Source organism: Nocardia colli, from assembly GCF_008704205.1.
Classification (GTDB): domain Bacteria; phylum Actinomycetota; class Actinomycetes; order Mycobacteriales; family Mycobacteriaceae; genus Nocardia; species Nocardia colli.
On the sequence record NZ_VXLC01000014.1, the window covers coordinates 343309 to 368597 of the forward strand.

The following is a 25289-nucleotide window of genomic DNA, read 5'->3' on the forward strand; positions in this document are numbered from 1 at the left end:
ACAACCGTTCGTTTTGTCGCCGGCGCAAACGGCGCTCTGGTACGCGCAGCGGATTCGCCCGGATGTGCCCTTGACCATCGCCCAGTACGTGGAGATCCACGGCGACCTGGATGTCGGGCGGCTGCTCTACGCCATCGAACGGTTCGGCGCGGAGACCCAGGTCGGGCAGGTGCGCCTGCGCGAGATCGACGGAATCCCGCATCAGCTGGTCGATTCCACCCGCAGGCCCGGCTGGGCGCGGGTCGATCTGCGCCACGAGGCCGACCCGCACGCGGCGGCGATGCGCTGGATGCACGAGCACGCCAGCACACCGACCGATCTGGAACGCGACCCGCTCAGCACGAATGTGGTGCTGCGGACCGGGGATTCGGACTACATCTGGTACGCCCGTGCCCATCACATCGTGATCGACGGCTACGGCGCGATGAACGCGCTCACCCGCACCGCCGAGATCTACACCGCCCTGGAGAACCACACCGAGCCGGTCGCTTCCCGGGCGATGCCGCTCACCGAGATCTACGCCGACGAGGTGCGCTACCGCGACACCAGCCGGTTCCGCGCGGACCGCGACTACTGGCTCGAGCAGCTGGCCGGAGCCGGCGAGCCGATGAGCCTCAGCGGCGTCACCGTCACCGCGGCCAGCCACGACGTGGGCCGGCGCACCGCCACCGCGGTGCTCGACGACCGCGCCCAGTCCGCGGTGGACACCGCGACCGCCGAGTTCGGCACCGCCAACTCGGCGCTGTTCGTCGCGGCGCTGGGCGCGTATGTGCGCTCGGTGACCGGCAATCCGGATGTCGTGCTCAGCCTGCCGGTCTCCGCGCGCACCACGGTCTCGCTGCGCCGCTCCGCGGGCGTGATCTCCAACGTGGTGCCGATCCGGTTGCGGTTCACCCCCGAGACCACCGTCGCCGACGTGGTCAAGGCCGCCGAACTCCAGATCACCGGCGCGCTGCGCCACCAGCGCTACCGCCACGACGACATCCGCCGCGACTGTGGCTACTCCCGCGACGCCCGCGGCTTCTTCGGCCCGATGGTCAACATCATGCTGTTCCACAACGAGCTGAAGTTCGGCAACCTGGTCGGCTCGCTCAACGTGCTGGCCACCGGTCCCGTCGAGGACCTGTCGGTCAACCTGTACAACGGCGTCGGCAACCGCATCCACGTCGACTTCGAGGCCAACCCGCGGCTCTACAGCGAGACCGAGGTGACCACCCACCACGACCGCTACCTCGATTTCCTCACCCGCTTCCTGACCGCCGCGCCGGACACCCGCGCGGAGACGCTCACCGCCATCACCGCGGCCGAACGCACCCGGGTCCTGCACGACTGGAACGCGACCGAGACCCCGCCGCACACCGGCACCCTCGCGAGCCTGTTCGCCGAGCGCGTCGCGAGCTGCCCCGACACCATCGCCCTCGAATTCGGCGACGAGGCACTGGCCCTCCCGTCGCCCGACCACCACCCCTCGATGAGTCCCTGCGGGACGCTGACATATCGCGAACTCGACGACCGCGCGAACCGCCTCGCCCGCCTGCTCATCACCCGCGGCGCGGGCCCGGAGCGGGTGGTCGCGCTGTGCCTGCGCCGCAGCCTCGATCTCGTCGTCGGCATGTACGCGATCGTCAAGACGGGCGCGGCCTACCTGCCGCTGGATCCCGAGCATCCGGCCGAGCGGATCGAGCAGATCGTGCGCCAGGCGGCACCGGTCTGCGTGCTGACCGCCGACCGCGACGAGCTCACCCTGCCGGTGAACCGGCTCGCCGTCGACACCGTCGACCTGTCCGGCCACTCCGGCGCCCCGATCACCGACGCCGACCGCACCTGCGCGCTGCGCGCCGACCACCTCGCCTACGTGATCTTCACCTCCGGCTCGACCGGCAAGCCGAAGGGCGTCGGCGTCACGCACGCCGCGATCGTCAACCGGCTGCGCTGGATGCAGCACGAATACCCGCTCGACCACACCGACGCGGTCTTGCAGAAGACCCCGGCCACCTTCGACGTGTCGGTCTGGGAGTTCTTCTGGCCCTTGCAGATCGGTGCGCGCCTGGTCGTCGCCGAGCACGACGGCCACCGCGACCCCGGCTACCTCGCCCGGCTGATCACCGAAAAGCGGATCACCACGGCGCATTTCGTGCCGTCCATGCTGTCGGTCTTCGTCACCGACACCGACGTGCGCGGCTGCACCGCACTGCGCCAGGTGTTCTGCAGCGGCGAAGCACTGCCCGCCGCGACGGTCCGCGACTTCCATGCCGCGTTGCACGCCCCCGCCTTGCACAACCTGTACGGCCCGACCGAGGCCGCGGTCGACGTCACCTACTGGCCGTGCCCGGCCGATCCGACGAGCGTGCCGATCGGCTCGCCGGTGTGGAATACCCAGACCTACGTGCTGGATTCGCACCTGCGCCCGGTTCCGCCCGGCGTCGTGGGTGAGCTGTACCTGGCCGGTGTGCAACTGGCTCGCGGCTACCTCGGCCAGCCGAGGCTGACCGCGGATCGCTTCGTGGCCAACCCCTTTGCGCCCGGCGTCCGCATGTACCGCACCGGCGACCTGGCTCGCTGGCAGCTCGCGACCGGCCGCCCCGGCGTGCTGGAATACATGGGCCGCAGCGACTTCCAGGTCAAGATCCGCGGCCTGCGCATCGAGCTCGGCGAGATCGAGGCGGCGCTGCTGGCCGACGATCGGGTGGCCAGGGCGGTCTGCGTGGCCCACACCGGACGCAACGGCGACGAACTGGTCGCCTACGTCGTCGCGGTGCCCGACGCCGAGGAGTACCGCCCGGCGGTGCCCTCGGCCGGCGCCCCGCACCCGGTGTCCCGGATCGACACGGCCGCCCTGCTGAACACGCTGCGCCGCACCCTGCCCGCCTACATGGTGCCGTCCGCGCTGATGGAACTCGACGAGCTGCCGCTCAGCGCCAACGGCAAGATCGACCGCAAGGCGCTGCCCGCGCCCGCGGTGGGCGCCCGCTCGAACAACAGATCGACGGCCGAGCCGCGCACCGAGGTGGAGCGCGTGCTCGCCCGCATCTTCGCCGAGGTGCTCGGCACCGACGACATCGGCGTCGAGGACAGCTTCTTCGACCTCGGCGGCAACTCGCTCATCGCCGCCCGCGCGGTGGCCAGGATCAACGCCGCCCTCGGCACCGGACTGACCATCCGCGACCTGTTCGAGGCGTCCACCATCGCCGCGCTCACCCAGTGCTTCGCCACCCACACCACCGACGTCGCCTCGCCGAAACTCGTTGCGGCCGAACGCCCGGAGCGGATTCCGCTCTCGCTCGCCCAGCAGCGGCTGTGGATCCTCAACCGATTCGCCGAACACGCGGCCGCCTACAACATGCCGCTGGCCGTGCGGATCGAGGGTGCGCTCGACGTCGAGGCGCTGCGCGCCGGCCTGGTCGACGTGATCGAACGGCACGAGAGCCTGCGCACCACCTTCCCGGAGTTCGCGGACGGTCCGTGCCAGCTGATCCACCCGGCCGCCGAGATCCCGCTCACCCTCGATCCGATCGACGCCACCGGCGCGGACGTGGCCGCGCTGGCCACCGAATTCGCCGGGTACGGTTTCGATCTGCGCATCCAGGCCCCGGTCCGGGTGGCGCTCTACACCACCGGACCGGACAGCTGGGTCTTCCTGCTGGTGCTGCACCACATCTGCGGTGACGGCTGGTCGATCGCCCCGCTGGCCAGGGACCTGATGACCGCGGTGTCCGCGCGCACCGAGGGCGGCGCACCGCAGTGGACCCCGCTGCCGGTGCAGTACGCGGACTTCGCGCTGTGGCAGCGCGAGCTGCTCGGCAACGAATCCGATCCGGCCAGCGCGCTGAGTGGTCAACTGACGCACTGGCGTTCGGCGCTGGCCGGGCTGCCCGACCAGCTCGACTTGCCGCTGGACCGCCCGCGCCCGCTGCGCCGCGCCACCACCGGCGGCCGGGTCGAATTCACCATCGCCCCGGAAATCCGCCGCGCCGCAGGCGAACTGGCCGCCACCCGGGGCGTGAGCATGTTCATGGTGCTGCACGCCGCGCTGGCCACGCTGCTGTCCCGGTTGTGCGCGAGCACCGACATCGCCATCGGCACGCCGATCGCGGGCCGCTCCGATCCGGCGCTGGACGAGCTGGTCGGCATGTTCGTCAACACGCTGGTGCTGCGCACCGAGGTCGATCCCGCCGCCGGCTTCGACCGCATGCTCGATGTGGCCCGCGAGACCGATCTCAACGCCTTCGCCAACGCCGATGTGCCGTTCGAGCGGCTGGTCGAGGTGGTCAACCCGGAGCGCTCCGCCGCCCGGCATCCGCTGTTCCAGGTGATGCTGTCCTACGATCGCGCGCCCGACCTGCGGGTCGAGCTGTCCGGCGTGCAGGCCGAGGTGCTGCCGATCGTCTCCGACATCGCCAAGTTCGACCTGCAACTGGTCGTGCACGACGACACCTCCGACGGTCCGCTGACCGCCGAATTCGGCTATGCCACCGATATTTTCGACAGCTCGACGGTCGAGTCGTTCGCCCGCCGGTTCGTCGCCGTGCTGAACGCGGTGGTCGCCGCGCCGAGCATGCCGATCGGCGATCTGACCATCCTGGACCGCCGCGAACTCGCCAACCTGGTGCCGATCGCGGGTTCCCCGGCCGAGCCGTTCAACACCCTGGCCCGGCTGCTCACCGACACCGCCGAGCGGCTGCCGGACGCGATCGCGGTGCGCTACCTCGGCATCGACACCAGCTACCGCGAGCTCGACGAGACGTCGAACAAGCTGGCCCGCGCGCTGATCGAGCACGGCGCGGGCCCCGAGGTGGTCGTCGCCATCGCGCTGCCCCGCGGCCTGGACGCCATCACCGCGGTCTGGGCGGTCGCGAAAACCGGTGCGGCGTATGTGCCGATCGATCCGGGCTACCCGGGCGAGCGGATCGCGCACATGATCACCGACTCCGGCGCGCTGCTCGGCCTGACCGACGCGGAATGCCTTGCGGCCATGCCGGAATGGCCCGCGCCGCGCGGCAGGCACCGCAAGCATCAGGTCGACTGGCTGGTGCTCGGTTCCGACGAACTGGCCGCCGAATGCGTTGCCTACTCGACCGATCCCATCACCGATGCCGACCGGCACCATCCGCTGTGCACGGTGCACCCGGCGTACCTGATCTACACCTCGGGTTCGACCGGCACCCCGAAGGCGGTGATCATCACCCACGCCGGGCTCGCGTCCCTGGCGCACGAGCAGATGCACCTGTTCGGCGTCTCGGATTCGGCTCGGACACTGCACTTCTCGTCGCCGAGCTTCGACGCGTCGGTGCTGGAACTGCTGCTCGGTTTCGCCGCGGGCGCGACCATCGTCGTGGCTCCGGCCGGCCTCTACGGCGGCACCGAACTCGCCGCGTTCCTGCGCGACGAACGAGTCACCCACGCGTTCGTCACCCCCGCCGCGCTGGCCACCGTGCCGACCGCGGGGCTCGACGAGCTCGAGGCGGTCATCGTCGGTGGCGAGGCGTGCTCGGAGGAACTGGTCGAGACCTGGTCGGTCCAGCACCGCATGCACAACATGTACGGCCCGTCCGAGGCGACCGTCGCGGCCACCGCCACCGGTCCGATGGTGCCGGGCCGCCCGGTGCCGCTGGGCAGGCCGATCCGCGGCATGCGGCTGTTCGTGCTGGACGGGCGGCTGCATCCGGTGCCGCCGGGCACGCCGGGCGAGCTGTACCTGTCCGGCCCCGGCCTGGCGCGCGGCTATCACGGCCGATACGGCCTTACCGCGCAACGGTTCCCGGCCAACCCGCACGGCCGGCGCGGCGAGCGCATGTACCGCACCGGCGACCTGGTGGTCGTCGAAACCGGCGGACAGTTGCGCTTCCTCGGCCGGGCCGACGATCAGATCAAGATCCGCGGGTTCCGCATCGAACTGCGCGAGATCGACCACGTGCTGCGCGAGCATCCGGGCGTGAGCTTCGCGCTGACCATCGTGCACACCGACGAGCAGGGCCAGCCGCGGCTCGCCTCGTATGTCACCGCGGACCAGCCGGTGGAGGCCGCGGCGATCATCGAGACCGCGCGGCAGCGGCTGCCCGGATACATGGTGCCCGCCTCGGTCATCGTGCTGGACGAGCTGCCGGTCACGCCGGCGGGCAAGCTGGATCGAAAGGCGTTCCCGGAACCCGTTTTCGCCGCTCTCGGTTCGTCGCGCGCGCCGGGCACCGATCTGGAGTTGCGCGTCGCGGGCGTGTTCGGCGACATCCTCGGCCGCCCGATCACCGGCGCGGAGGACAGCTTCTTCGACGTCGGCGGTAACTCGCTGCTTGCCACCCGGCTCGCCGCGGCGCTGCACGCGGAGTTCGGGGTGGACCTGCCGGTACGGGTGATCTTCGAGGCGCCCACCATCGCCGGCGTCGCCGAGCGGCTCACGGAAGCGCCCCGGACGCAGCGGTTGGCGCTGGCTGTGCAGACCACGCGTCCGGGACGCATTCCATTGTCGCTGCCGCAGCAGCGACTGTGGTTCCTCAATCGATATTCTCCCGAATCGAGCGCATATAACATCGCTTTCGTTATCCGAATCGCGGGTGATCTGGATGTCGCGGCCCTGCGGGCGGCGCTCACCGACGTGGTCGAGCGGCACGAGGTGTTGCGCACGGTCTTTCCGGAGGACAACAACGGGGCCCAGCAGTCGGTGCTGCCGACCTCGCGCGCGCTGCCGACGATCGATCCGATCGACATCGACGACGCGGGCGCGGCGGCCGCACTGCGCACCCTCGCGCACACCGGCTTCGATCTCGTGCGCGATACTCCGCTGCGAACGACGTTGCTGCGCACCGGATCCGAGCGCTACCTGCTCGGCATCGTGGTGCACCACATCGCCGCCGACGGCTGGTCGCTCGGCCCGCTGACCCGGGACCTGGCCGCCGCGTACGTGGCGCGGCACGAGAGCGCCGCACCCGCCTGGGCGCCACTTCCGGTGCAGTACGCCGACTTCGGGCTCTGGCAGCGCGCCGTCCTCGGCGACGAGAACGACCCGGGCAGCCTCGCGGGCAACCAGCTGGCCTACTGGCGCACCGCGCTGGCGGACCTGCCCGACGAACTGCCCCTGCCCTACGATCGGCCGCGCCCCGCGGAACCGACGCAGCGGGCGGGCACGGTGAAATTCACGGTGCCAGAACCTGTCCAGCGCGCGCTGGCCGACCTGGGCAAAGAGCAGGGCGTCAGCATGTTCATGGTGCTGCGCTCGGCGCTTGCCGTGCTGTTGCGCACCGTGACCGGCGGCCGCGACATCGTGATCGGCACGCCGGTCGCGGGTCGCACCGACACCAAGCTCGACGAGCTGGTCGGCATGTTCGTCAACACGCTGGTGCTGCGTTCGGACGTCGATCCGGACCGCACCTTCGCGGGCCTGCTGCGCGCCGATCGGGACACCGAGCTGGCCGCGATGGCGCACGCGGACATCCCGTTCGAGCGCATCGTCGAGGAATTGGGCCGCGAGGCACGCAGTTTCGGCCGCCATCCGCTGTTCCAGGTGGCGTTGAGCGTGCAGGACGGACCCGTCCCGGTGCTGGAACTGCCGGATCTGGCGTTGCGCGCCGAGGAACTCGACATCGCGCTGGCCAAGTTCGACCTGGAGCTGCGGGTCGCGCACATCGGCTGCGACGCCGGGCCGGGCGAACCCGGTCAAGCCTTCGAATTCGTTTACGCCGCCGAGCTTTTCGACGAGTCGACGATCCACACCCTGGCCGACCGGTTCCTCCGGGTGCTCGCGGCGGTCACCGCCGATCCGCGAGTCCTGGTGCGCGACATCGACGCTCGCACCGAGCGGGAGCGGCGCCTGTTCGCCCCGGCGACCGGCGGCGCGACCATGCCGCAGTGCACGTTGTCCGCGTACTTCACCGCCACCGCGCACATGCATCCGCAGCGCACCGCGGTGCAGTCGGGCACGACAACGCTGACCTACGCGGAAGTGGATCGCCGCTCGAATCGGCTGGCCCGGGCCCTGCTCGCGCGGGACATCGGCATCGGCGACCGGGTCGCGCTGGGACTCACCCGATCCGTCGAGTCCGTCGTCACGCTGCTCGCGGTGGTCAAGTCCGGCGCCGCGTTCGTGCCGGTCGACCCGAACTACCCGGCCGACCGAATCCGGCACATGCTCAGCGACGCGGGCTGCTGGGTCGGCGTCACCGTCACCGAGCACGCCGACCGGCTGTACGCGGCCGCCCTCGACGGCCCGTCGACCGACTGGCTGCTGCTCGACGAACCCGGCTTCGTCACCGAACTCGACACCTACGACGACGCACTGGTCGACGATCTCGACCGGCTGTGCACCATCGAGGCCGCCGATCTCGCGTACCTGATCTACACCTCCGGCTCCACCGGAAAGCCCAAGGGCGTCGCGGTCACCCACGCCGGACTGTCCAACTTCGCCGACGAGCTGCGCGACCGCATGCGGGTCGACCGCGAGTCGCGCACGCTGCACTTCTCCTCGCCGAGCTTCGACGCGGCCATGCTCGACCTGCTGCTCGCGGTGGGTTCCGGCGCGGCCATGGTGATCTGCCCGCCGGAGGTCTACGGCGGCGACGAGCTGGCCGCGCTGCTGGAACGGGAGCGGATCACCCACACCTTCCTGACCCCGGCCGCGCTGTCCACCATCGACCACGAACGCTGGCCGTTGCCGCACCTGCGGGCGCTGATGGTCGGCGGCGAGGCGTGCGCGCCCGACCTGGTGGCCCGCTGGGCGCCGGGACGGGCCATGTTCAACGGGTACGGGCCGACCGAGACGACCGTCGTCGCCACCATCGCGACGCTGACCGCGGACCGGCCGGTCACCATCGGCACCCTGGTCCGCGGCGCGCGGGCGCTGGTATTGGACGAGCGGTTGCGTCCGGTGCCGGTCGGCGTGCCCGGCGATCTGTACCTCGGCGGACACGGCGTGGCGCGCGGGTACTTCGACCGATTCGGGCTCACCGCACTGCGTTTCGTCGCCGACCCGTACGGACCGGCGGGCGCCCGGCTGTACCGCACCGGTGACGTGGTGCGCTGGAACGGGGCCGGCGAACTCTGCTACCTCGGCCGCAGCGACCATCAGGTGAAGGTGCGCGGCTTCCGCATCGAGCTCGGCGAGATCACCGCCGCGCTCGGCGAGCATCCCGGAGTGCGGTTCGCGCACACCGAGGTTCGCCAGATCGCGGGCGCGGATCGGATCGTGTCCTTCGTCCAAGCCGCCGACGAGCACGCGGGTGTGGATGTGGAGGCGGTGCGCGCCCATCTGGGCGCGCAGTTGCCGTCGCACATGGTGCCCACGAGTATCACTGTGCTGGAACAGATTCCGCTCACCCCGGTCGGCAAGCTGGACACCGCCGCGCTGCCCGAACCGCAGCTCGTCGCCGACGTCGCCGCGCGGGCGCCGCGGACCGAGTCCGAACGGCTGGTCGCCCGGGTGATGGCGGATCTGGTCGGCGTCGATGCGGTCAACGCCGACGACAGCTTCTTCGACATCGGCGGAAACTCGCTGCTGGCAACGCAACTCGTCGCCCGGCTGGCCGCGGCGACGAATATCCGCCTCGAAGTGCGCACCGTGTTCGCCGCGCCGAAGGTGGCCGCGCTCGCCGCGCTGCTCGACTCCGGCCCGGCCGGCGCGGACGCGCGTCCGGCGCTGGTGCGCCGCCACCGGCCCGAGCGGATTCCGTTGTCGGCGGCCCAGCGCCGGCTGTGGTTCCTCAACCGGTTCAACGGATCCGGCGACGCGGCCGAGCAGACGGCGGGCGCCTACAACGTGCCGGTCGTGCTGCGGATGAACGGCAAGCTCGACGTCGACGCGCTGGTCATGGCGCTGCACGCGGTGCAGGCCAGGCACGAGACCCTGCGGACGGTGTTCCCCGAGACCAACGGCGAACCGGCCCAGCAGGTGCTCGATCTGGCCGCCGCGGCAATCACGCTGTTCGTCGCGACGGTCACCCCGGCCGAGGTGGACGATGCCGTACGCCGGTTCGCCGCACCGGGATTCGACCTCGCGGGCATGGTGCCGATCCGGGCCGCGCTGATCTCGGTCTCGCCCGACGGCGACACCGGCGTGCAGAACCCGGCCGAGGTGTCCGACGAGCACGTGCTGGTCCTGGTGGTGCACCACATCGCCATGGACGGCTGGTCGCTCGAGCCGATGGCGCTCGACGTGGCCACCGCCTACCGGGCGGCCTGCGCCGGACGGACGCCGGAGTGGTCCGAGCTCACCGTCCAGTACGCGGATTACACGCTGTGGCAACAGGACACGCTCGGCGCCGAGAACGACGCCGACTCGGTGCTGAGCCGGCAGCTCGCCTACTGGCGGCGCACCCTGGACGGCAGCCCCGAACTGCTCACCGTGCCCGCCGACCGGCGGCGTCCGCCGCTGCCGTCCTACCGCGGCGGACTGGTCGAATGCGCGGTCGACGCGGCGACCCACCGGGAGCTGCACACCGTCGCGACCAGCAACAACGTCAGCATGTTCATGGTGCTGCACGCCGCCTTGGCGGTGCTGCTGCACCGGATGACCGCGACCGACGACATCACCGTCGGCACGCCCATCGCCGGGCGCGGGCACCCCGCGCTGGACCGGCTGATCGGCATGTTCGTCAACACGCTGGTGCTGCGCACCCGGATCGATCCGGACGCCAGGTTCACCGACCTGCTGCACACCGTCCGCGACACCGACCTGGACGCGTTCGCGCACGCCGACGTGCCGTTCGAGCGGCTCGTCGAGGTGCTGAATCCGGCTCGCTCGCAAGCACATCACCCGATGTTCCAGGTGATGCTCTCGGTGCAGAACCAGCCGGTGCGCGGCCTCGATCTGCCCGATCTGCGGATCGAGGCCGCCGATGTGGACACCGGGATCGCCAAGTTCGACCTGCAATTCACCCTCACCGAATCGCAGACGCCGGAACGCGATCCGGCCGGCATCACGCTGTCGGTGAACTACGCGAGCGATCTGTTCGACGAGCAGACCGCGCTGCTGCTGGGCACGCGACTGGTCCGGCTGCTCACCGCCGTCGCCACGAATCCGACCACCGCGGTGGGGGACCTGGAGCTGCTCGATCCCGCCGAATGGTCCGGGCTGGCTCCGGTGCGCGGTGCGGAGGCCGATCGTCCGGTCGCCTTCGCGGAGGTGTTCGAGGCGGCGGTGAACGTCGACCGCAAGGCGATCGCGTTGCGCACGCACGACACTCAGGTCAGCTACGACGCGCTCGACCGGTGGACGAACCGGCTGGCGCGGGTGCTGATCGGGCGCGGCGTCGGGCCGGAAACGCTGGTGGCGCTGGGCATTCCGCGCTCGGTCGAATCGGTGGCGACGGTGCTCGCGGTGGCCAAGGCCGGCGCCGCGTTCGTGCCCGTCGACCCGCTGTACCCGGCCCACCGGATCGAGCACATGCTGTCGGATTCCGGTGCGGCACTGGGCATCACGCTCGGCGACTACCGTGCCGAGCTGCCCGGCGGCGTCGAGTGGATCGTGCTGGACGACGTGCGCTTCCGCGGGCTGGTGCTCGACTCGTCCGACGCGCCGATCGCCGCCGCGGAGCGCAACGCACCGCTGCGGATGGACAACCCGGCCTACGTGATCTACACCTCCGGCTCGACCGGCACGCCGAAGGGCGTGGTGGTCACCCACGGTGGCCTGTCCAACTTCGCCGCCGAGACCGCGCAGCGCTTCGACGTCCGGCCGGGTAGCCGCGTATTGCATTTCGCGACACCGAGTTTCGACGCGGCGATGCTCGACCTGCTGTTCGCACTCGGCGGCGCGGCGACCCTGGTGATCACGCCGCCCGGCGTGGTCGGCGGGGACGATCTGGGCCGGGTGTTCATCGACGAGCGGATCACGCACGCGTTCATCACCACCTCCGCGCTCGGCACGGTCGACCCGTCCGGGGTCACCGAGCTGCGGCACGTGCTGGTCGGCGGCGAGGCGCTGCCGCCGGATCTGGTCACCCGCTGGGCGCCGAACCGCAACCTGTACAACGTGTACGGGCCCACCGAGACGACCATCGTCACGGTGATCGGCCAGCCCCTGACACCGGGTGGTCCGATCACCATCGGCGGCCCGATCCGCGGGGTCAGCGCGACCATCCTGGACACGCGCCTGCACCCCGCACCGGTCGGCGTCACCGGCGAGCTGCATCTGTCCGGTGCCGCGCTGGCTCGGGGCTATCACAATCGGCCGGGTCTCACGGCGCAGCGGTTCGTCGCGAACCCGTACGGCAAGCCGGGAGAGCGAATGTACCGCACCGGCGACCTCGTGCGCTGGTGGTCCGGGACGGGTTCGCTGGCCGCGGGGCGCAGCACGGGCTCCGGACGCGAGATCGAGTACGTCGGCCGCACCGACCATCAGGTCAAGATCCGTGGCTTCCGTATCGAACTCGGCGAGATCGACGCGGCGCTGTCCAGGCACGGCGCGGTCGAGTTCGCCACCACCATCGGGCATCGCACACCGGCCGGAACCACCGCGCTGGTGTCGTATGTGAAGGCGCGCAACGGGGTCACCGCGGCCGAGCTGACCGAGCACGTGGCCGAGCTGGTGCCGAATTACATGGTGCCGCAATCGATCATGCTGCTCGATCGGGTGCCGCTCAGCCCGGTCGGCAAGCTGGACCGAAAGGCGTTGCCGGAACCGGTGTTCGCCGCCGCCGAGGGCTACCGGGCGCCGTCCACGCCGACCGAGTCGGCGCTGTGCGCGGCGTTCGCCGCGGTGCTCGGCCTGGAATCGGTGGGTGCCGACGACGGGTTCTTCGAGCTCGGCGGCAACTCGCTGCTGGCCACGAAAGTGGTTGCGCAGGTGCGGGCCAACGGTCTGGACCTGCCGGTGCAGCTGATGTTCGGCGAGGCGACCCCGGCCGCCATCGCCGCCCGGCTCGACGGTGCCGGCGCGGGCATCGCGGCGGCGCTGGGTCCGGTGCTGCCCATCCGTCCCAATGGTGCTGCGGCGCCGCTGTTCTGCATCCATCCCGCGATCGGGCTGGCCTGGTGCTACTCGGGTCTGCTCGCGCACCTCGCGCCGGACCGTCCGGTGTACGGGTTGCAGGCGCCGCACGTCGCGGGGGAGGACGGCTTCGCCTCTATCGCCGAGGCCGCCGGACAGTATGTGGCCCATATCAAGTCGATCCAGCCGGTCGGGCCCTACCATCTGCTCGGCTGGTCGCTCGGCGGGCTGATCGCGCACGAGGTCGCGGTGCGCTTGCAGGACGCCGGCGACGAGGTCGCGCTGCTGTCGATGATGGACAGCTACCGGCTTTCCGATGCCTGGCTCGAGCACGCGATCCCGAGCGTGGCCGAGATCATCGAGGAGTTCGGCGGCGGCCGGCTCGACACCCCGATCGACCCGGCGATGAACCTGCGCGACGCGGCGGAACTGCTGCGTTCGCGGCCGGGACCGTTCGCGGCGCTCACCGTCGAGCACCTCGAACGGCTCTACGCCGGCTACACCAACGGCACCCTGCTCGCGCACGGTTTCCGGCCTCGGGTTTTCGACGGTGACGTGCTGTTCTTCACCGCCGCCGCGGACGAGATCAACCGGGCCGATCCGGAACGCCGCGCGGCCGCGTGGCAACCGTTCGTCACCGGCGCGATTGATGATCATGAGCTGCCGTGCAGGCACTCGGCGATGACCGCACCCGAATCGCTGGCCGCGATCGGTTCGGTCTTACGCCGCCGGCTCGACGGTGATCCCGAGCTGCCGACGATCAAGCGGAGCAAGAACGGCTCGCGATCCGACAAGCCTGCCATCGGGATCAGGAAGAAGGAGAAGCAAAGGTGATGCAGGGGTCCGCCGACAGACCGGCCGCGACAGCGGCGCTCGGGGAGGTAAACCAGTGAGCTTGGCAGTAGAGGTCCACGGCCTGGTGAAGAGCTACGGCAAGATCCGGGTACTGGACAACATCGACCTGCACATTCCGACCGGCACCGTAATGGGTCTGCTCGGGCCCAACGGTGCGGGCAAGACGACGACGGTTCGCATCGTTACCACGCTGCTCAGCCCGGACGCCGGCTCGGTCCGGGTGGCCGGGGTGGACGTGTTGCGCAATCCGGGTGCGGCGCGGCGACGGATCGGGCTCTCCGGTCAGTACGCCGCGGTGGACGCGAACCTGTCCGGATACGAGAACCTGCGCATGGTGGCCCGGCTGTACGGGATGTCGCCGCGGCAGTCCACCGTGCGCGCGGTGGAGTTGTTGAGCGCGTTCGGCTTGGAGCACGCCGCAGACCGCCGGGCGGGTACCTACTCCGGCGGTATGGCGCGACGGCTCGACCTGGCCGGCGCGCTCGTCGCCCGGCCCGCCGTGGTGGTGCTGGACGAGCCGACCACCGGGCTCGACCCGCGCGGGCGGCTCGACATGTGGCGCGTCATCGGCGAACTCGTCGACGACGGCACCACCGTGCTGCTGACCACGCAGTACCTGGAGGAAGCCGATCTGCTCGCGGATCGGATCACGGTGATCGACCGCGGCCGGGTGATCGCGCGCGGATCCGCGGACGAGCTGAAGATGTCCATCGGCGGTGACCGGCTCACCGTCACCCTCGCCGCCGGGCAGGACGTGAAACCGGCGCTGACCGTGCTCGCCCAGATCGGCATCGGCGAGCCGAGCCACGAGGCGGACACCAACGAGGCGTCGATCGTGGTCGGCGACGGCTCGCGCACCATGGTCGAGGCGCTGCGCCGGCTCGACGACGCAGGCGTGTGCGTGGTGGACGCGAACGTCCATCGCCCGAGCCTCGACGACGTATTCCTTTCGCTCACCGGCACTTCGGCCCGTGATTCGGCCGAGCGCCAGCCAGAAACCGATGATGTAACAGAGGAGATTCTCTCGTGACTGCCGTGGTCGAAGCGCCGAAAAAGCAAGTGGCTCAGCTGGATTCCGGGCCACAGTTTCGGATCTTCCGGGACAGCGCGATTGTCGCGCATCGGAACCTGCTGACCATTCTGCGGGTGCCGACGTTGCTGGTGACCGCGACGATCCAGCCGCTGATGTTCGTGTTCTTGTTCGCGTATATCTTCGGTGGGTCCTTGGGCGGTAGCCAGTATCGCGAGTTCCTGCTGGCCGGAATCTTCACGCAGACAGTGGCTTTCAACGCGGCCTTCACCACCGTCGGGCTGGCCAGTGACTTGCAGAAGGGCATCATCGATCGGATGCGCACGCTGCCGATGTCGCGGCTGGCGGTGCTGATGGGGCGCACGTTGTCCGATCTGGTGGTGAATGTGCTCAGCGTCGCCGTCATGGTCGGCTGCGGGTATGTGGTCGGCTGGCGGATCAACGGCGGAATCGGCGACGCCGCACTGGCTTTCGGGGTGATCCTGCTGTTCGCCTTCGCGATGTCCTGGGTCGGTGCGCTGACCGGTCTGCTGTCGCCGAATGTCGAAGTGGCGCAGAGTGCGGGCCTGATCTGGCTGTTCCCGCTGTCGTTCATCTCGTCGGCGTTCATTCCGGGCCAAACCCTTCCGGGTCCGCTGCGCACGATCGCCGAGTGGAATCCGATCACCGCCGTTTCCGCCGCGGGGCGCAAGCTGTTCGACAACGACGCCCCGCCCGCGTTCGCGCACCCGACCGGGTGGGCGGCCGATCACTGTGTCGGATATGCGATCGGCTGCTCACTCGTCATTCTGGCGGTCGCCGTTCCGTTGGCGTTGCTGCGCTACCGGAAGGTGGCCAGCCACTAACCCCGGATCGCCCGGAACAGCGTTTCCCGTGCGGCCTGTCCCTCGGGTATCGGTGCGGCCATCCAGATGTGGATCATCTGCGGGGCCTCGTGGTACTCGAGCCGGGTGCCGGTGAACGACATGGCCGCGAATTTGCGAGCCTGGCAGTTCAGGATGTCGTGGGTGCCGCTGAACATGAGGATGTGGCCGAGGTTGTCGTTGTCGCCGAGCATCGGGCTCACGCGGGCGTCGGTCACGTCCAGATCGCCGCAGTACAGGCTGCCGAAGTAGCGGCACCCCTCCGGGCTGAGGAACGGGTCGAGCGCATCGATCTCCGCCATCTCCGGGTCGCGGTAGCGGTTGTCGAGCACCGGCACGATCAGCGCGGTCAGGTGCGGATTCGGCACCCCGCGATCGCGCAGGATCTGCGCCGCCGACAGCGTGATCGTCGCGCCGACGGAGGTGCCGAGCAGCGTCACCCGCTCGGGACCCTCGTCGGCGATCAGCTTCGCCGCGATGTCCGCGATCATGTCCGGGATGACCTCGCCGGTGCCCTCGGGCGCCAGCGGATACAGCGGAATGACCAGGCGCGCCCTGGTTTCGGTGATCACCTCCGCGCATTCTCGCCAGCTGTCCGGCGACATCCGCAGCACGAAACCACCGCCGTGGGTGTATAGGACGGTCCGTTCGGGCTCCCGATCCCGCTCGGTCGCCGTGTACACGACCCAGACATTGCCGCGCACATCGGTGCTGACCTCGGTACCGACCGCGAACTGCTCGGTGAACTCCGCCGGGGGTTCCTTCGCCATCGGAAACTGCCGCGTCATCTCCACCGCGGCCGTCGCCGCCTCGACCGTCACCACCAGCTGCTTCACCCCCGACTGCCAGGTCTGCTCGGCGAACTCCCGAGCCTCCGGGCTCACATCTATCTCCTGCGCCATTCCCTTGCCTCCCCACGCGTACTGCGACGATCCGGTTGGTCGCGCCAGACCCTTAGTACCCCGGCCGATCTCACCCGAACCCCCGGGCCGCCGACCGGGTACGCGAAAGGCCGCCGGCATCTTTCGATGCGGGCGGCCTTTTCGGCTGTGCGACCTAGACGCGGCGGCGGGTCTTGAGCAGGTCGAGGCGCTCCTTGAGCAGCTCCTCGAGCTCTTCCTTGCTGCGGCGCTCCAGGAGCATGTCCCAGTGGGTGCGCGGGGGCTTGACCTTCTTCGTCTCGACGGTGGTGCCCTCGATCAGCATGCCTTCCTGACCGTTGCGGCAAAGCCACGTCGGAGGGATTTCGGCGTCGTCGGCGAACGGGACGTCGAACTCTTCACCGTTGTCGGTGCGGTACCGGGCGATCCGACGTGGAGCCAGGTCGTGGTCGCGATCGGTCTCGTAGCTCACCGCTCCGAGCCGACTGCCCCGGAGTACGCGATCTGCCATGGTGTGCCTCTCCCTGTGTGCTCGAGTCTTGTTGCTGCGACCGTACGAGCGATTGCTGCTCGCTGGACCTTATGTGCAACGAACGGGCCTGCGCCGATAGTTCCCGACGGGCCGCGGAACCGTTCCATTGTAGTGCCAACGGCGCGCCGACCTCGCCGCGCCCGGCGTCGGGCGGTTCCCGGGGTCGCTGAGCGGGTTCCGGGCGGCGAGCGATTAAGGTTCTGCGTCATGTCGCGCCGCTTGCTGTCCCGCTAGGGGGTGTGTTCCATCTCTGATCGTCGTCACTCTCGCCAGCTGTCCTGCCTGTGGTGCGGGCGGGAGATCGTGGAGTCCGAGGCCGGGCGTCGTCGCCGGTACTGCCGTCAATCCTGTCGCCAACGCGCCTACGAGCACCGCAACAGTCTGAAGGGGACCGGCATCCCCGACGACTCCGTCGTGCTCAGCGCCCAGGAGGCCGCCGACCTGGCCGACCGCTGGTTCGCCGCCCGCTGCGCCGCGGAGGATGTCGCCATCGCCATCGAGGAGGGCGCGAGCCCGGATGAGCTGGCGATGCTGGGCAAAACGTTGCTCGAGCTGACCAGGGACGCCGAACGCCTACGTTGATCGGCGTGTGCGGACCGGGTCGGCTCGGTGCAGGGGAGTGGGCTCTCGGTGGAGGATCGGGTCTGCGGTGATCGGCTCGCGGTCCATGGTTGTGCGGGCTCGCCAGTAGACGAGGCCGAGCAGTGCCACGACGCCTGCGGTGAGACCGGCGAAGGCGGTCAGCGTGGTGGCGTCGGGGTGGACCAGCGACTGGGCGCGCATTGCCTGGGTGAACACGATGGCCAGCAGGCCGGTGTAGCCGAGGGCGAGGACGCCGATCACCGCGGCGCGGGTGCGTTCGGCTCGCAGCCAGGGGTAGCGCGGGGCCAGCCAGGCCAGGACGACGACGGCGAGCAGCAGCACCTGGATGCCGTGCAAGCCGATGAAGTGCGGGACGCGCAGGTCGCCGCCGATGGTGCTCCAGTGCGTGATCGGCATGCCCGGAGCGGCGTCACGGGGCGACAAATCGCGGCCGGCCTGGTCGATCACGGTATGCCCGGCGACCAGCTCGACCACATTGCCGTCGGCGTCGCGAACCAGTTGCTTGCCGGTGAAGCCCATCAGATACCCGAGCATCATCCCGACAACCGCCAGGAACAGTCCGGCGTGGATCGCCCGCGCGGTCGGCCGATCCACCAGCCGCTGCCAGGACAGGATCAGCACGATGACCAGGTTCGCCAGGAACAGCCCCGGCACGCCGGACTGGAACACCTGCTGCCCGATCTCGTTCCACGCATCGGTCTCGTTGTTGAAATGGCTGAACGTGCCGCGCGCGGCCTGCACCGCGATGAACCCGACATCGAGGATGCCGGTCACCGCGAACACCGTCCCGAGCCACCAGGTCACGCGACTTCCCTTGTGCGGCAACGACAGCAGCCAAGCGAGCGTGAGCCCGTACAAAGCGAACGCGAGCCCGAACTTCATCGGCTTCAACCAGACCGACTCACCGAGCAGCATACGATCGTCGACCACCATCGCCACCAGCGAGAACACGACCAGCCCGGCCATCGTGAACGACATCCACTTCAACGGCCGATGCAACCGCGAGGCAGCCCCAGCGACCGCGCCGCTGCGGCGATGCCGCGCCGAAGACCGATTCTCGAGCGCGGCGAAATGTGTTGTAGGCATGCTCCGAAGGTAGAAATCCGAACCCCCGGAACACGTCCCGCCGCAGCGCTATTCGCGTCTAGTACCGGAGTACTGAGCCGCCGCCGGTCTCGTCCGACGAACCGAGATCCCCCACCTCGCCGACGCGCCCCATACAGCCGCACGCCTTCTGACCCTTCGCACCCCGACGCGCCGGACTGACACGCGTGCGTATGTCAAAACCCGTGCGGCTGTCGACCGATCAGATGGCGGGGAGGCTGGTGTCCGGGAACGAGTGGTGTTCGTGGGAGACGGTCCAGCGGCCGTTTTCTTTGCGGAGGCCGAGGGTGAGGCGGAGGCGGCGGGCCGGGTTCTTGGCGAAGTCTTCGGCGGTTCCGCAGAGGAGCAGGGCGTGGGCGAAGGCGACGTCGGTGCCTGCGGTGACGTCGAGCGAGACGATCTCGAAGGTCGCGCCCTGCGCCTGCCACTCGAAGAAGCCGGGCCAGGCGGCCTGGTAGGCGTCGATGCCGCGCAGGCCCTCGTCCGGCGGCGGCACATCGAACATCACGATGTCAGGGGCGTGATCGGCGAGGACGGCGGCCAGGTCGCCCGCGTGCACGGCGGCGGCCCACCGCTCGATCAGAACCCGGATCGTCTTCTCGTCGTCCGACATCGTTCATCGTCCCTTCATCTGGCGCCTCACCAGTACGTTCGGCATCTAGTGAGCCTGCCGAAAACGCGCATGGGGCGCAATGGATTCCGCATCATGTGTGATTTATCCCGATGATTACCCGCCATCTGGGCTCGCGTCGGCCCCGAATCCGCAGGTCGCGACTCGATCCCGGCGTTCGCCGCAACGCCGGGAACTTCGCCGGACGAGAGGATTCGCCGAGAAGGCCGGAGGGATTCGCCGAGGAGACGGGCGATTCGCCGGGAAGGCCGGGGCAGTGGGTCAGGCGCGCACGGGAGCCGGGGCGAGCGTGGAGCGCTTACGGCTGTACCCGAAGTACACGATCAGCCCGACCGCCACCCACACCGCGAACCGCACCCAGGTCAACCCGTCCAACGTCGTCGCGAGCAGCACGCACCCGACGAGCGCGAGCACCGGAACCACCGGCACGAACGGCGTCCGGAACGGCCGCTCCCGCTCCGGCTCGGCCCGGCGCAACACCAGCACGCCGACGCACACCACCGCGAACGCGGACAGCGCCCCGATGTTCACCAGCTCCACCACGATGTCGATCGGCAGCAACCCGGCGATGGTCGCGCAGAACACCCCGAGCAGCAGCGTCAGCCGGACCGGCGTGGACCGCTTGCCGGTCTGCGCGAAACCGTAGGGCAGCAATCGATCCCGGCACATCGCGAACGCCAGCCGCACCTGTGCGTAGACGATCATCAGCAGCCCCTTGGTCAACGCGATGACCGAGGCGATCACGATGACATTGCCGATCCAGCCGATCTTCAGCCCGCCGAACGCGGTCGCGATCGGCGCCCCGTTGTTCAGCGACGCGAACGGCGCGATCCCGGTGAGCACGGCGCTGACCAGCGCGTAGAGCACGGTCGCGATGAGCACCGTGCCGATGATGGCGAACGGCACGTCCTTGCGCGGGTTGCGCGCCTCCTCGGCCGAGGCCGCGACGACGTCGAAGCCGAGGAACGCGAAGAACGCGATGGCCGCGCCGCCGACGATTCCGCCGAATCCGAAGGGCGCGAACGGAGTCCAGTTGTTCACGTCGATATGCGGCGCACCGACCGCGACCACCAGCACCAGCACGCCGATCGTCACCCCGACGAGCACCTTGGTGATCCGCGCGGTCAGTGACACCTCGAACACCAGCACGGCGACGATCACGCAGATGATCAGCACCGCAGGCAGATTCACGATCCCGCCCTCGCTCGGACCCGCCGCGATGGCCTTGGGCACGGTGATCCCGAAGATCGAATCCAGCGCCGACACCGTCGTCCCGGACCAGCCGATCGCGACCGCGGCGCCCGCGATCACGAACTCCAGCAACAGATTCCACCCGACCAGGAACGCGGGCCCCTCACCGAGCGTGGCATAGGTATAGGTATAGGCGCTGCCGGACACCGGCACCATCGCCGCGAGCTCGCTGTAGCAGAGCGCGACCAGCACGCACACCGTTCCGGCCAGCAGGAACGACAGCACGATCGACGGCCCGGCCTTCTCCGCCGCGGCCACGCCGGTGATCACGAAGATGCCCGCGCCGACAATCGTGCCGACCCCCATCGCCGTGAGGTCGATGCGCCCGAGTCTGCGCGCCAGCTGGGGCGCTCCGTCGGTGGTCGCGGTGTCGGGCAGGCGGCGACGCCATCGCTGGGCGGCTGGGGTGGTCATGACTCCCTTATGAGCTCGACTAGAGGGCCGGCCGGGGAGCCGGACCACTAGATCATTCTCATCGAAGTGAGTCAGTCACCGTTAACTGGGTGCAACTGGGTATCGCGCACCGTCCGCGTTCCCGCACCCGAACTCGCAGGTGAAGCCGTGTGCGGGAACCCGAAGGCACATCTGGGTCAGCTGCTCGACGACGCCGCGAAGGGGGTCGCGACCGGCGCGGCGGCCGGTCGGGACGGGTGACTCCACAGCCCCTTGCGCTCCAGGATCGGCAGCACACCCTCGCCGAACCAGTACGCCTCTTCCAGGTGCGGATACCCCGACAGAATGAAGTGCTGGATGCCGAGCTTCGAGTACTCGATCAGCCGCTCGGCCACCTCGGCGTGCGACCCGACCAGCGCGGTGCCGGCCCCGCCGCGCACCAGCCCGACCCCGGCCCACAGGTTCGGCGCGATCTCCAGCCGATCGGTGCTGCCGCCGTGCAGCTCCGACATCCGCCGCTGCCCTTCCGACTCGCTGCGCGCCAGGCTCGCCTGCACCCGCTCGACATCGGCCGGGTCGATGCCCTGCAACAGCCGATCCGCCTCGGCCCACGCCTCCTCGGAGGTGTCGCGGCTGATCACGTGGATGCGCAGGCCGTAATCGAGGACGCGGCCCTGGTCGACGGCCAGCCGCCGAATCCACTCCAGCTTCCGGCTCACCGCGAGCAGCGGCTCGCCCCAGGTGAGGTAGGTGTCGGCGTAGCGGGCCGCGACCGGTCCGGCCGGCGCGGACGAACCGCCGAAGAACACCGGCGGAATCGGATCGGGCCGGTTGCTCAGCAGCGCGTCGCGGACGTGAATGTGCTCACCCTCGAAGGTGATCGGCTCGTGCGAGTTCCACAGCTCCTTCACCACGTGCAGGAACTCGCCGGTGCGCGCGTAGCGCTGTTCCTTGTCCAGGAAGTCGCCGTAGGCCTGCTGCTCGTGCGGCTCGCCGCCGGTCACCACGTTCAGCAGCAGCCTGCCCTGCGAATGCCGCTGGAAGGTGCCCGCCATCTGTGCCGCCAGCGTCGGGCTGACCAGGCCGGGGCGCAGCGCGACCAGGAACTTCAGCGTCTCGGTGGTGTCCACCATCATCGCCGTGGTGAGCCAGGCGTCCTCGCACCAGGCGCCGGTCGGGGTGAGCACCGCCTCGAAGCCGTTGTCCTCGGCGGCCGCGCCGATCTGGTTCAGGTAGCGCAGCGTCGCGGGCCGGTCACCGGACATGAAGGTGCCGTGCCCGCCCGCGACCAGGCCGCGCGAATCGCCGTAGGTGGGCAGGAACCAGTGGAAGGACAAAGTCATGAAGCCAACTCCTTAGGCCGGGGGATACAGGTCGTTGAAGCGGGTGTCGGTGTAGTCCTTGATGTCGACCTTGCGCGGGATGAGCCCGGCGTCGGCGAACGCGTCCGCGACGCCCTGCTCGGCGGTGATGGTGGCGGCGTCGAGCGGATGGTCTTGGTACGGGCCACGTTTGACGACGGTGAGGATGACGTCGTAGGGGAGTCCGGTCAGCTCGGCGTAGGTCTTCGCCCACTGCTCGGGGTGCGCGTTGACCCAGACGTGCGCCCGGGCGATGCGGGCGAGCAGGTCACGCAGGGCGGCGGAGGTCGCCTTGTTCTCCAGCGCCTTGGCGCCGGCCACATAGAAGGCATCGCCGGTGACATACCCGTTGCCGTTCACCAGGATTCGCGCGTTCGCCTGCTGCTCGGCCTGCGCGGTGTAGGGGTCCCAGATGGCCCAGGCGTCGACCCGGCCGGTGGACAGCGCGGCCAGCGCGTCCGGCGGCTGCAAGTACTGCGGTTCGATCTGATCCCACTTGATGCCCGCCTTGTTCAGCACCGCGAGCAGGTGATGGTGCGCCGAACTGCCCTTGGCCACGGCAATCTTCTTGCCGCGCAACTCTTCCGGGCTGCGCAGCGGCGAATCCTTGGGCACCACGACGGCTTGTCCCTCGATGCCGGCCCGGTAGCCGCTGACGATCTTGATCTGCGACTTGGCCGCGGCCGCGAACACCGGCGGGGCATTGCCGACGCCGCCGATATCGACCGCGCCGGCGTTGATCGCCTCCAGCATCGGCGGGCCGGACGGGTACTGCGACCAGGTGATCTTGTACGGCGTCTTGTCCAGCTCGCCCGCGGCGGTGAGCAGCGCTTGCAGCCCGGTGCCCTTCTGATCGCCCGCGTGCAATGTCACCTGGGACAGGTCGATCGAACCGTCGGGGCGGACCGCCGCGTCCTCGGCCTTGTCCGACCCGCAGGCCGTGCCGACCGCCACGACCAGTGCGAGAGTCGTTGCGAGCAGCAGCCTTCTGGCTTTCATTCGGTTCCTTCCGGTGCTACGCCCAGTTCGGCGAGCAGTGTGTTGCGCAGGGAGAGCAGTTGGGCATGGTCGTTGCGGCGCGGCCGCGGCAGGTCGATGCGCGACTCGTGGGCGATCCGGCCGTCGCCGAGCACCAGCACCCGGTCGGCCAGCCGCAGCGCCTCGTCGACGTCGTGGGTGACCAGCAGGACGCCGGGTTCGCGGCGCTGCCACAGATCGATGACGAGACGGTGAATGGTGATGCGGGTCAACGCATCCAGGGCGCTGAACGGCTCGTCGAGCAGCAGCAGATCCGGCTCGCGGACCAGCGCGCGGGCGAGGCTGGCGCGTTGCGCCTCGCCGCCGGAGAGGGTGAGCGGCCAGGCATTCGCGCGCTCGGCGAGGCCGACCTCGGCGAGCACGGCACGGGCGGCGGCCTTCGGATCGTCGTGGCGCAGACCGAGAAATACGTTGGCCAGCACGCGTTTCCACGGTACGAGGCGCGGTTCCTGGAAGGCGACGGCGATGGTGCCTTGCGTGTCGAGCTCGCCTCGAACGCCACGATCGAGACCGGCCAGCGCGCGCAGCAAGGTGGACTTGCCCGACCCGCTGCGACCGAGCAACGCGACGAATTCGCCTGGCGCGATGTCGAGATCGAGTCCGTCGAGCACGCGGCGACCGTCGAACTCGCGGACCAATCCGCGTACGCGCGCGACCGGCGTGATCGGCTCATCGGTCGAAGTTGTTGCGGCCGGACGACCCTCGACCCGGTTCGCGGAAGTCGCCACGACCGAGCCGTTTTTCGCCGCGGCGGCCCGCGTCTCCGCCCGGTCGTCGATCAGCTCTTCGGTAATCACTGTCCCAGGAATCCGCGTCGCCATGCCAGCGCCTTCCTCTCGATCAATCGAACGAACGCATCGGTCAGCAGACCGAGCACGCAGTACACGAGCAGGCCGACCACGATGACGTCGGTGCGCAGGAACTCGCGGGCGTCGTTGATCAGAAAACCGAGCCCCGCATCGGCATTGACCTGCTCGGCCACGATCAACGCCAGCCAGGCGATGCCGAGCGACTGGCGCAGGCCGACCAGGATCTGCGGCAGCGCGCCCGGCAGCACAATGTGCCCGATCACGGCGATCCGGCCGAGCTGCTGCACCTGCGCGAGCTCGGCGAGTTTGCCGTCCACGCCGCGGATTCCGGCGAAGGTATTGAGATACAACGGAATCGCCACGCCGAACGCGACCAGCACCACCTTCGGCAGCTCGCCGATGCCGAACCACAGGATCAGCAACGGAATCAGGCCGTAGAACGGCACGGTCCGCAGCATCTGCATCGGCGGATCGACGACGTACTCACCGATCGTGCTCAGTCCGGCGAGAATCGCCAGCCCGATGCCCAGCGCGGCGCCGATCACGAACCCGGTCGCCGCCCGGCCCAGCGACACCGTGATCGCTTCCTGCAACGTGCCTGCGCGCAGCAGGTCACCCGTGGTCTGGACAATCGTGATGGGCGAAGCCAGAAGTCGTTCCGGCAGTACGCCGGTCGCGCTGGCCACCTGCCACGCGATCACCAGGACCAGCGGGCTGACCACCCGTAACCACGATTTGCGCGGCCGCCACCGAGCCGCCGACCGAACCCGAATCGGTGTCGGCTCCACAACAATTGATGACACGCGACACCTCGGGTTGGGGACAGATCTGCGCAGCGCCAGCGAGCACGCCGCAGTCCTCCATGCTGTGCGCCCGGCGCGGTGGAGTCACCGTTTCAAACCAGCACGGTTTTAATTGGGTGTTCGCCCGTCAGCATGTTTCCAGCAACCGGGACTAGACGTAACCTCGGATAACACGTAACCTCGACAGGAGTTCTCGGTCGAAGGTGATCGAGGCGTGACCAG

The 25289-nt window shown here is 69.5% G+C and carries 13 protein-coding genes; 4 read left to right on the forward strand and 9 right to left on the reverse strand.

Translation table 11 applies throughout. The features are described 5' to 3' along the window. The first annotated feature begins 64 nt into the window (after window positions 1-64). From F3087_RS26015 to F3087_RS26025, 3 genes are all read left to right on the forward strand, one after another. Window positions 65-13747: an amino acid adenylation domain-containing protein gene (locus F3087_RS26015; protein WP_449583794.1), complete on the forward strand. Its 13683-nt coding sequence runs from the start codon at window positions 65-67 to the stop codon at window positions 13745-13747. 55 nt (window positions 13748-13802) lie between these two features. Then, complete coding sequence (locus tag F3087_RS26020) at window positions 13803-14798, forward strand: ATP-binding cassette domain-containing protein (protein WP_150404646.1); 996 nt, start codon at window positions 13803-13805, stop codon at window positions 14796-14798. Window positions 14799-14860: 62 nt separating this feature from the next. After that, on the forward strand, window positions 14861-15643 hold the full coding sequence (locus F3087_RS26025) for an ABC transporter permease (protein ID WP_150404858.1): 783 nt from the start codon (window positions 14861-14863) through the stop codon (window positions 15641-15643). Here F3087_RS26025 and F3087_RS26030 read toward each other — a convergent pair. Together F3087_RS26030 and F3087_RS26035 are read right to left on the reverse strand one after the other, a co-directional pair. Further along, window positions 15640-16563, reverse strand: a complete 924-nt coding sequence (locus F3087_RS26030; RefSeq protein WP_191094136.1) for an alpha/beta hydrolase fold domain-containing protein — start codon at window positions 16561-16563, stop codon at window positions 15640-15642. The genes F3087_RS26025 and F3087_RS26030 overlap by 4 nt on opposite strands. Window positions 16564-16717: 154 nt before the next feature. Then, window positions 16718-17053 carry an RNA polymerase-binding protein RbpA gene (locus tag F3087_RS26035; RefSeq protein WP_040731279.1) on the reverse strand — a complete coding sequence of 112 codons (336 nt, stop codon included), beginning with the start codon at window positions 17051-17053 and terminating at the stop codon, window positions 16718-16720. Between the two features lie 267 nt (window positions 17054-17320). Between F3087_RS26035 and F3087_RS26040 the strand changes: the two genes are divergently transcribed. Next, entirely contained in the window at window positions 17321-17656 is a 336-nt protein-coding gene (locus tag F3087_RS26040; RefSeq protein WP_150404859.1) for a hypothetical protein, read from the forward strand. Here F3087_RS26040 and F3087_RS26045 read toward each other — a convergent pair. The 7 genes from F3087_RS26045 to F3087_RS26075 all read right to left on the reverse strand — a co-directional run bounded on the left by F3087_RS26045 (window position 17648) and on the right by F3087_RS26075 (window position 24986). Continuing rightward, complete coding sequence (locus tag F3087_RS26045; RefSeq protein ID WP_317983934.1) at window positions 17648-18763, reverse strand: hypothetical protein; 1116 nt, start codon at window positions 18761-18763, stop codon at window positions 17648-17650. The two genes, F3087_RS26040 and F3087_RS26045, sit on opposite strands and share 9 nt — an antisense overlap. Before the next feature lie 220 nt (window positions 18764-18983). After that, entirely contained in the window at window positions 18984-19394 is a 411-nt protein-coding gene (locus tag F3087_RS26050; protein ID WP_150404648.1) for a YybH family protein, read from the reverse strand. A 279-nt stretch (window positions 19395-19673) separates the two neighbouring features. Next, entirely contained in the window at window positions 19674-21077 is a 1404-nt protein-coding gene (locus tag F3087_RS26055; RefSeq protein WP_150404649.1) for an APC family permease, read from the reverse strand. A 176-nt stretch (window positions 21078-21253) separates the two neighbouring features. Further along, window positions 21254-22399, reverse strand: coding sequence for an LLM class flavin-dependent oxidoreductase (locus F3087_RS26060; protein ID WP_150404650.1), 1146 nt, complete (start codon window positions 22397-22399; stop codon window positions 21254-21256). 12 nt (window positions 22400-22411) lie between these two features. Then, window positions 22412-23416 carry an ABC transporter substrate-binding protein gene (locus F3087_RS26065; RefSeq protein WP_150404651.1) on the reverse strand — a complete coding sequence of 335 codons (1005 nt, stop codon included), beginning with the start codon at window positions 23414-23416 and terminating at the stop codon, window positions 22412-22414. Beyond that, window positions 23413-24120, reverse strand: a complete 708-nt coding sequence (locus tag F3087_RS26070; protein WP_223885366.1) for an ABC transporter ATP-binding protein — start codon at window positions 24118-24120, stop codon at window positions 23413-23415. The genes F3087_RS26065 and F3087_RS26070 overlap by 4 nt, the downstream gene beginning before the upstream one ends. A 128-nt stretch (window positions 24121-24248) precedes the next feature. Next, complete coding sequence (locus tag F3087_RS26075; protein WP_150404860.1) at window positions 24249-24986, reverse strand: ABC transporter permease; 738 nt, start codon at window positions 24984-24986, stop codon at window positions 24249-24251. Window positions 24987-25289 lie beyond the last annotated feature (303 nt).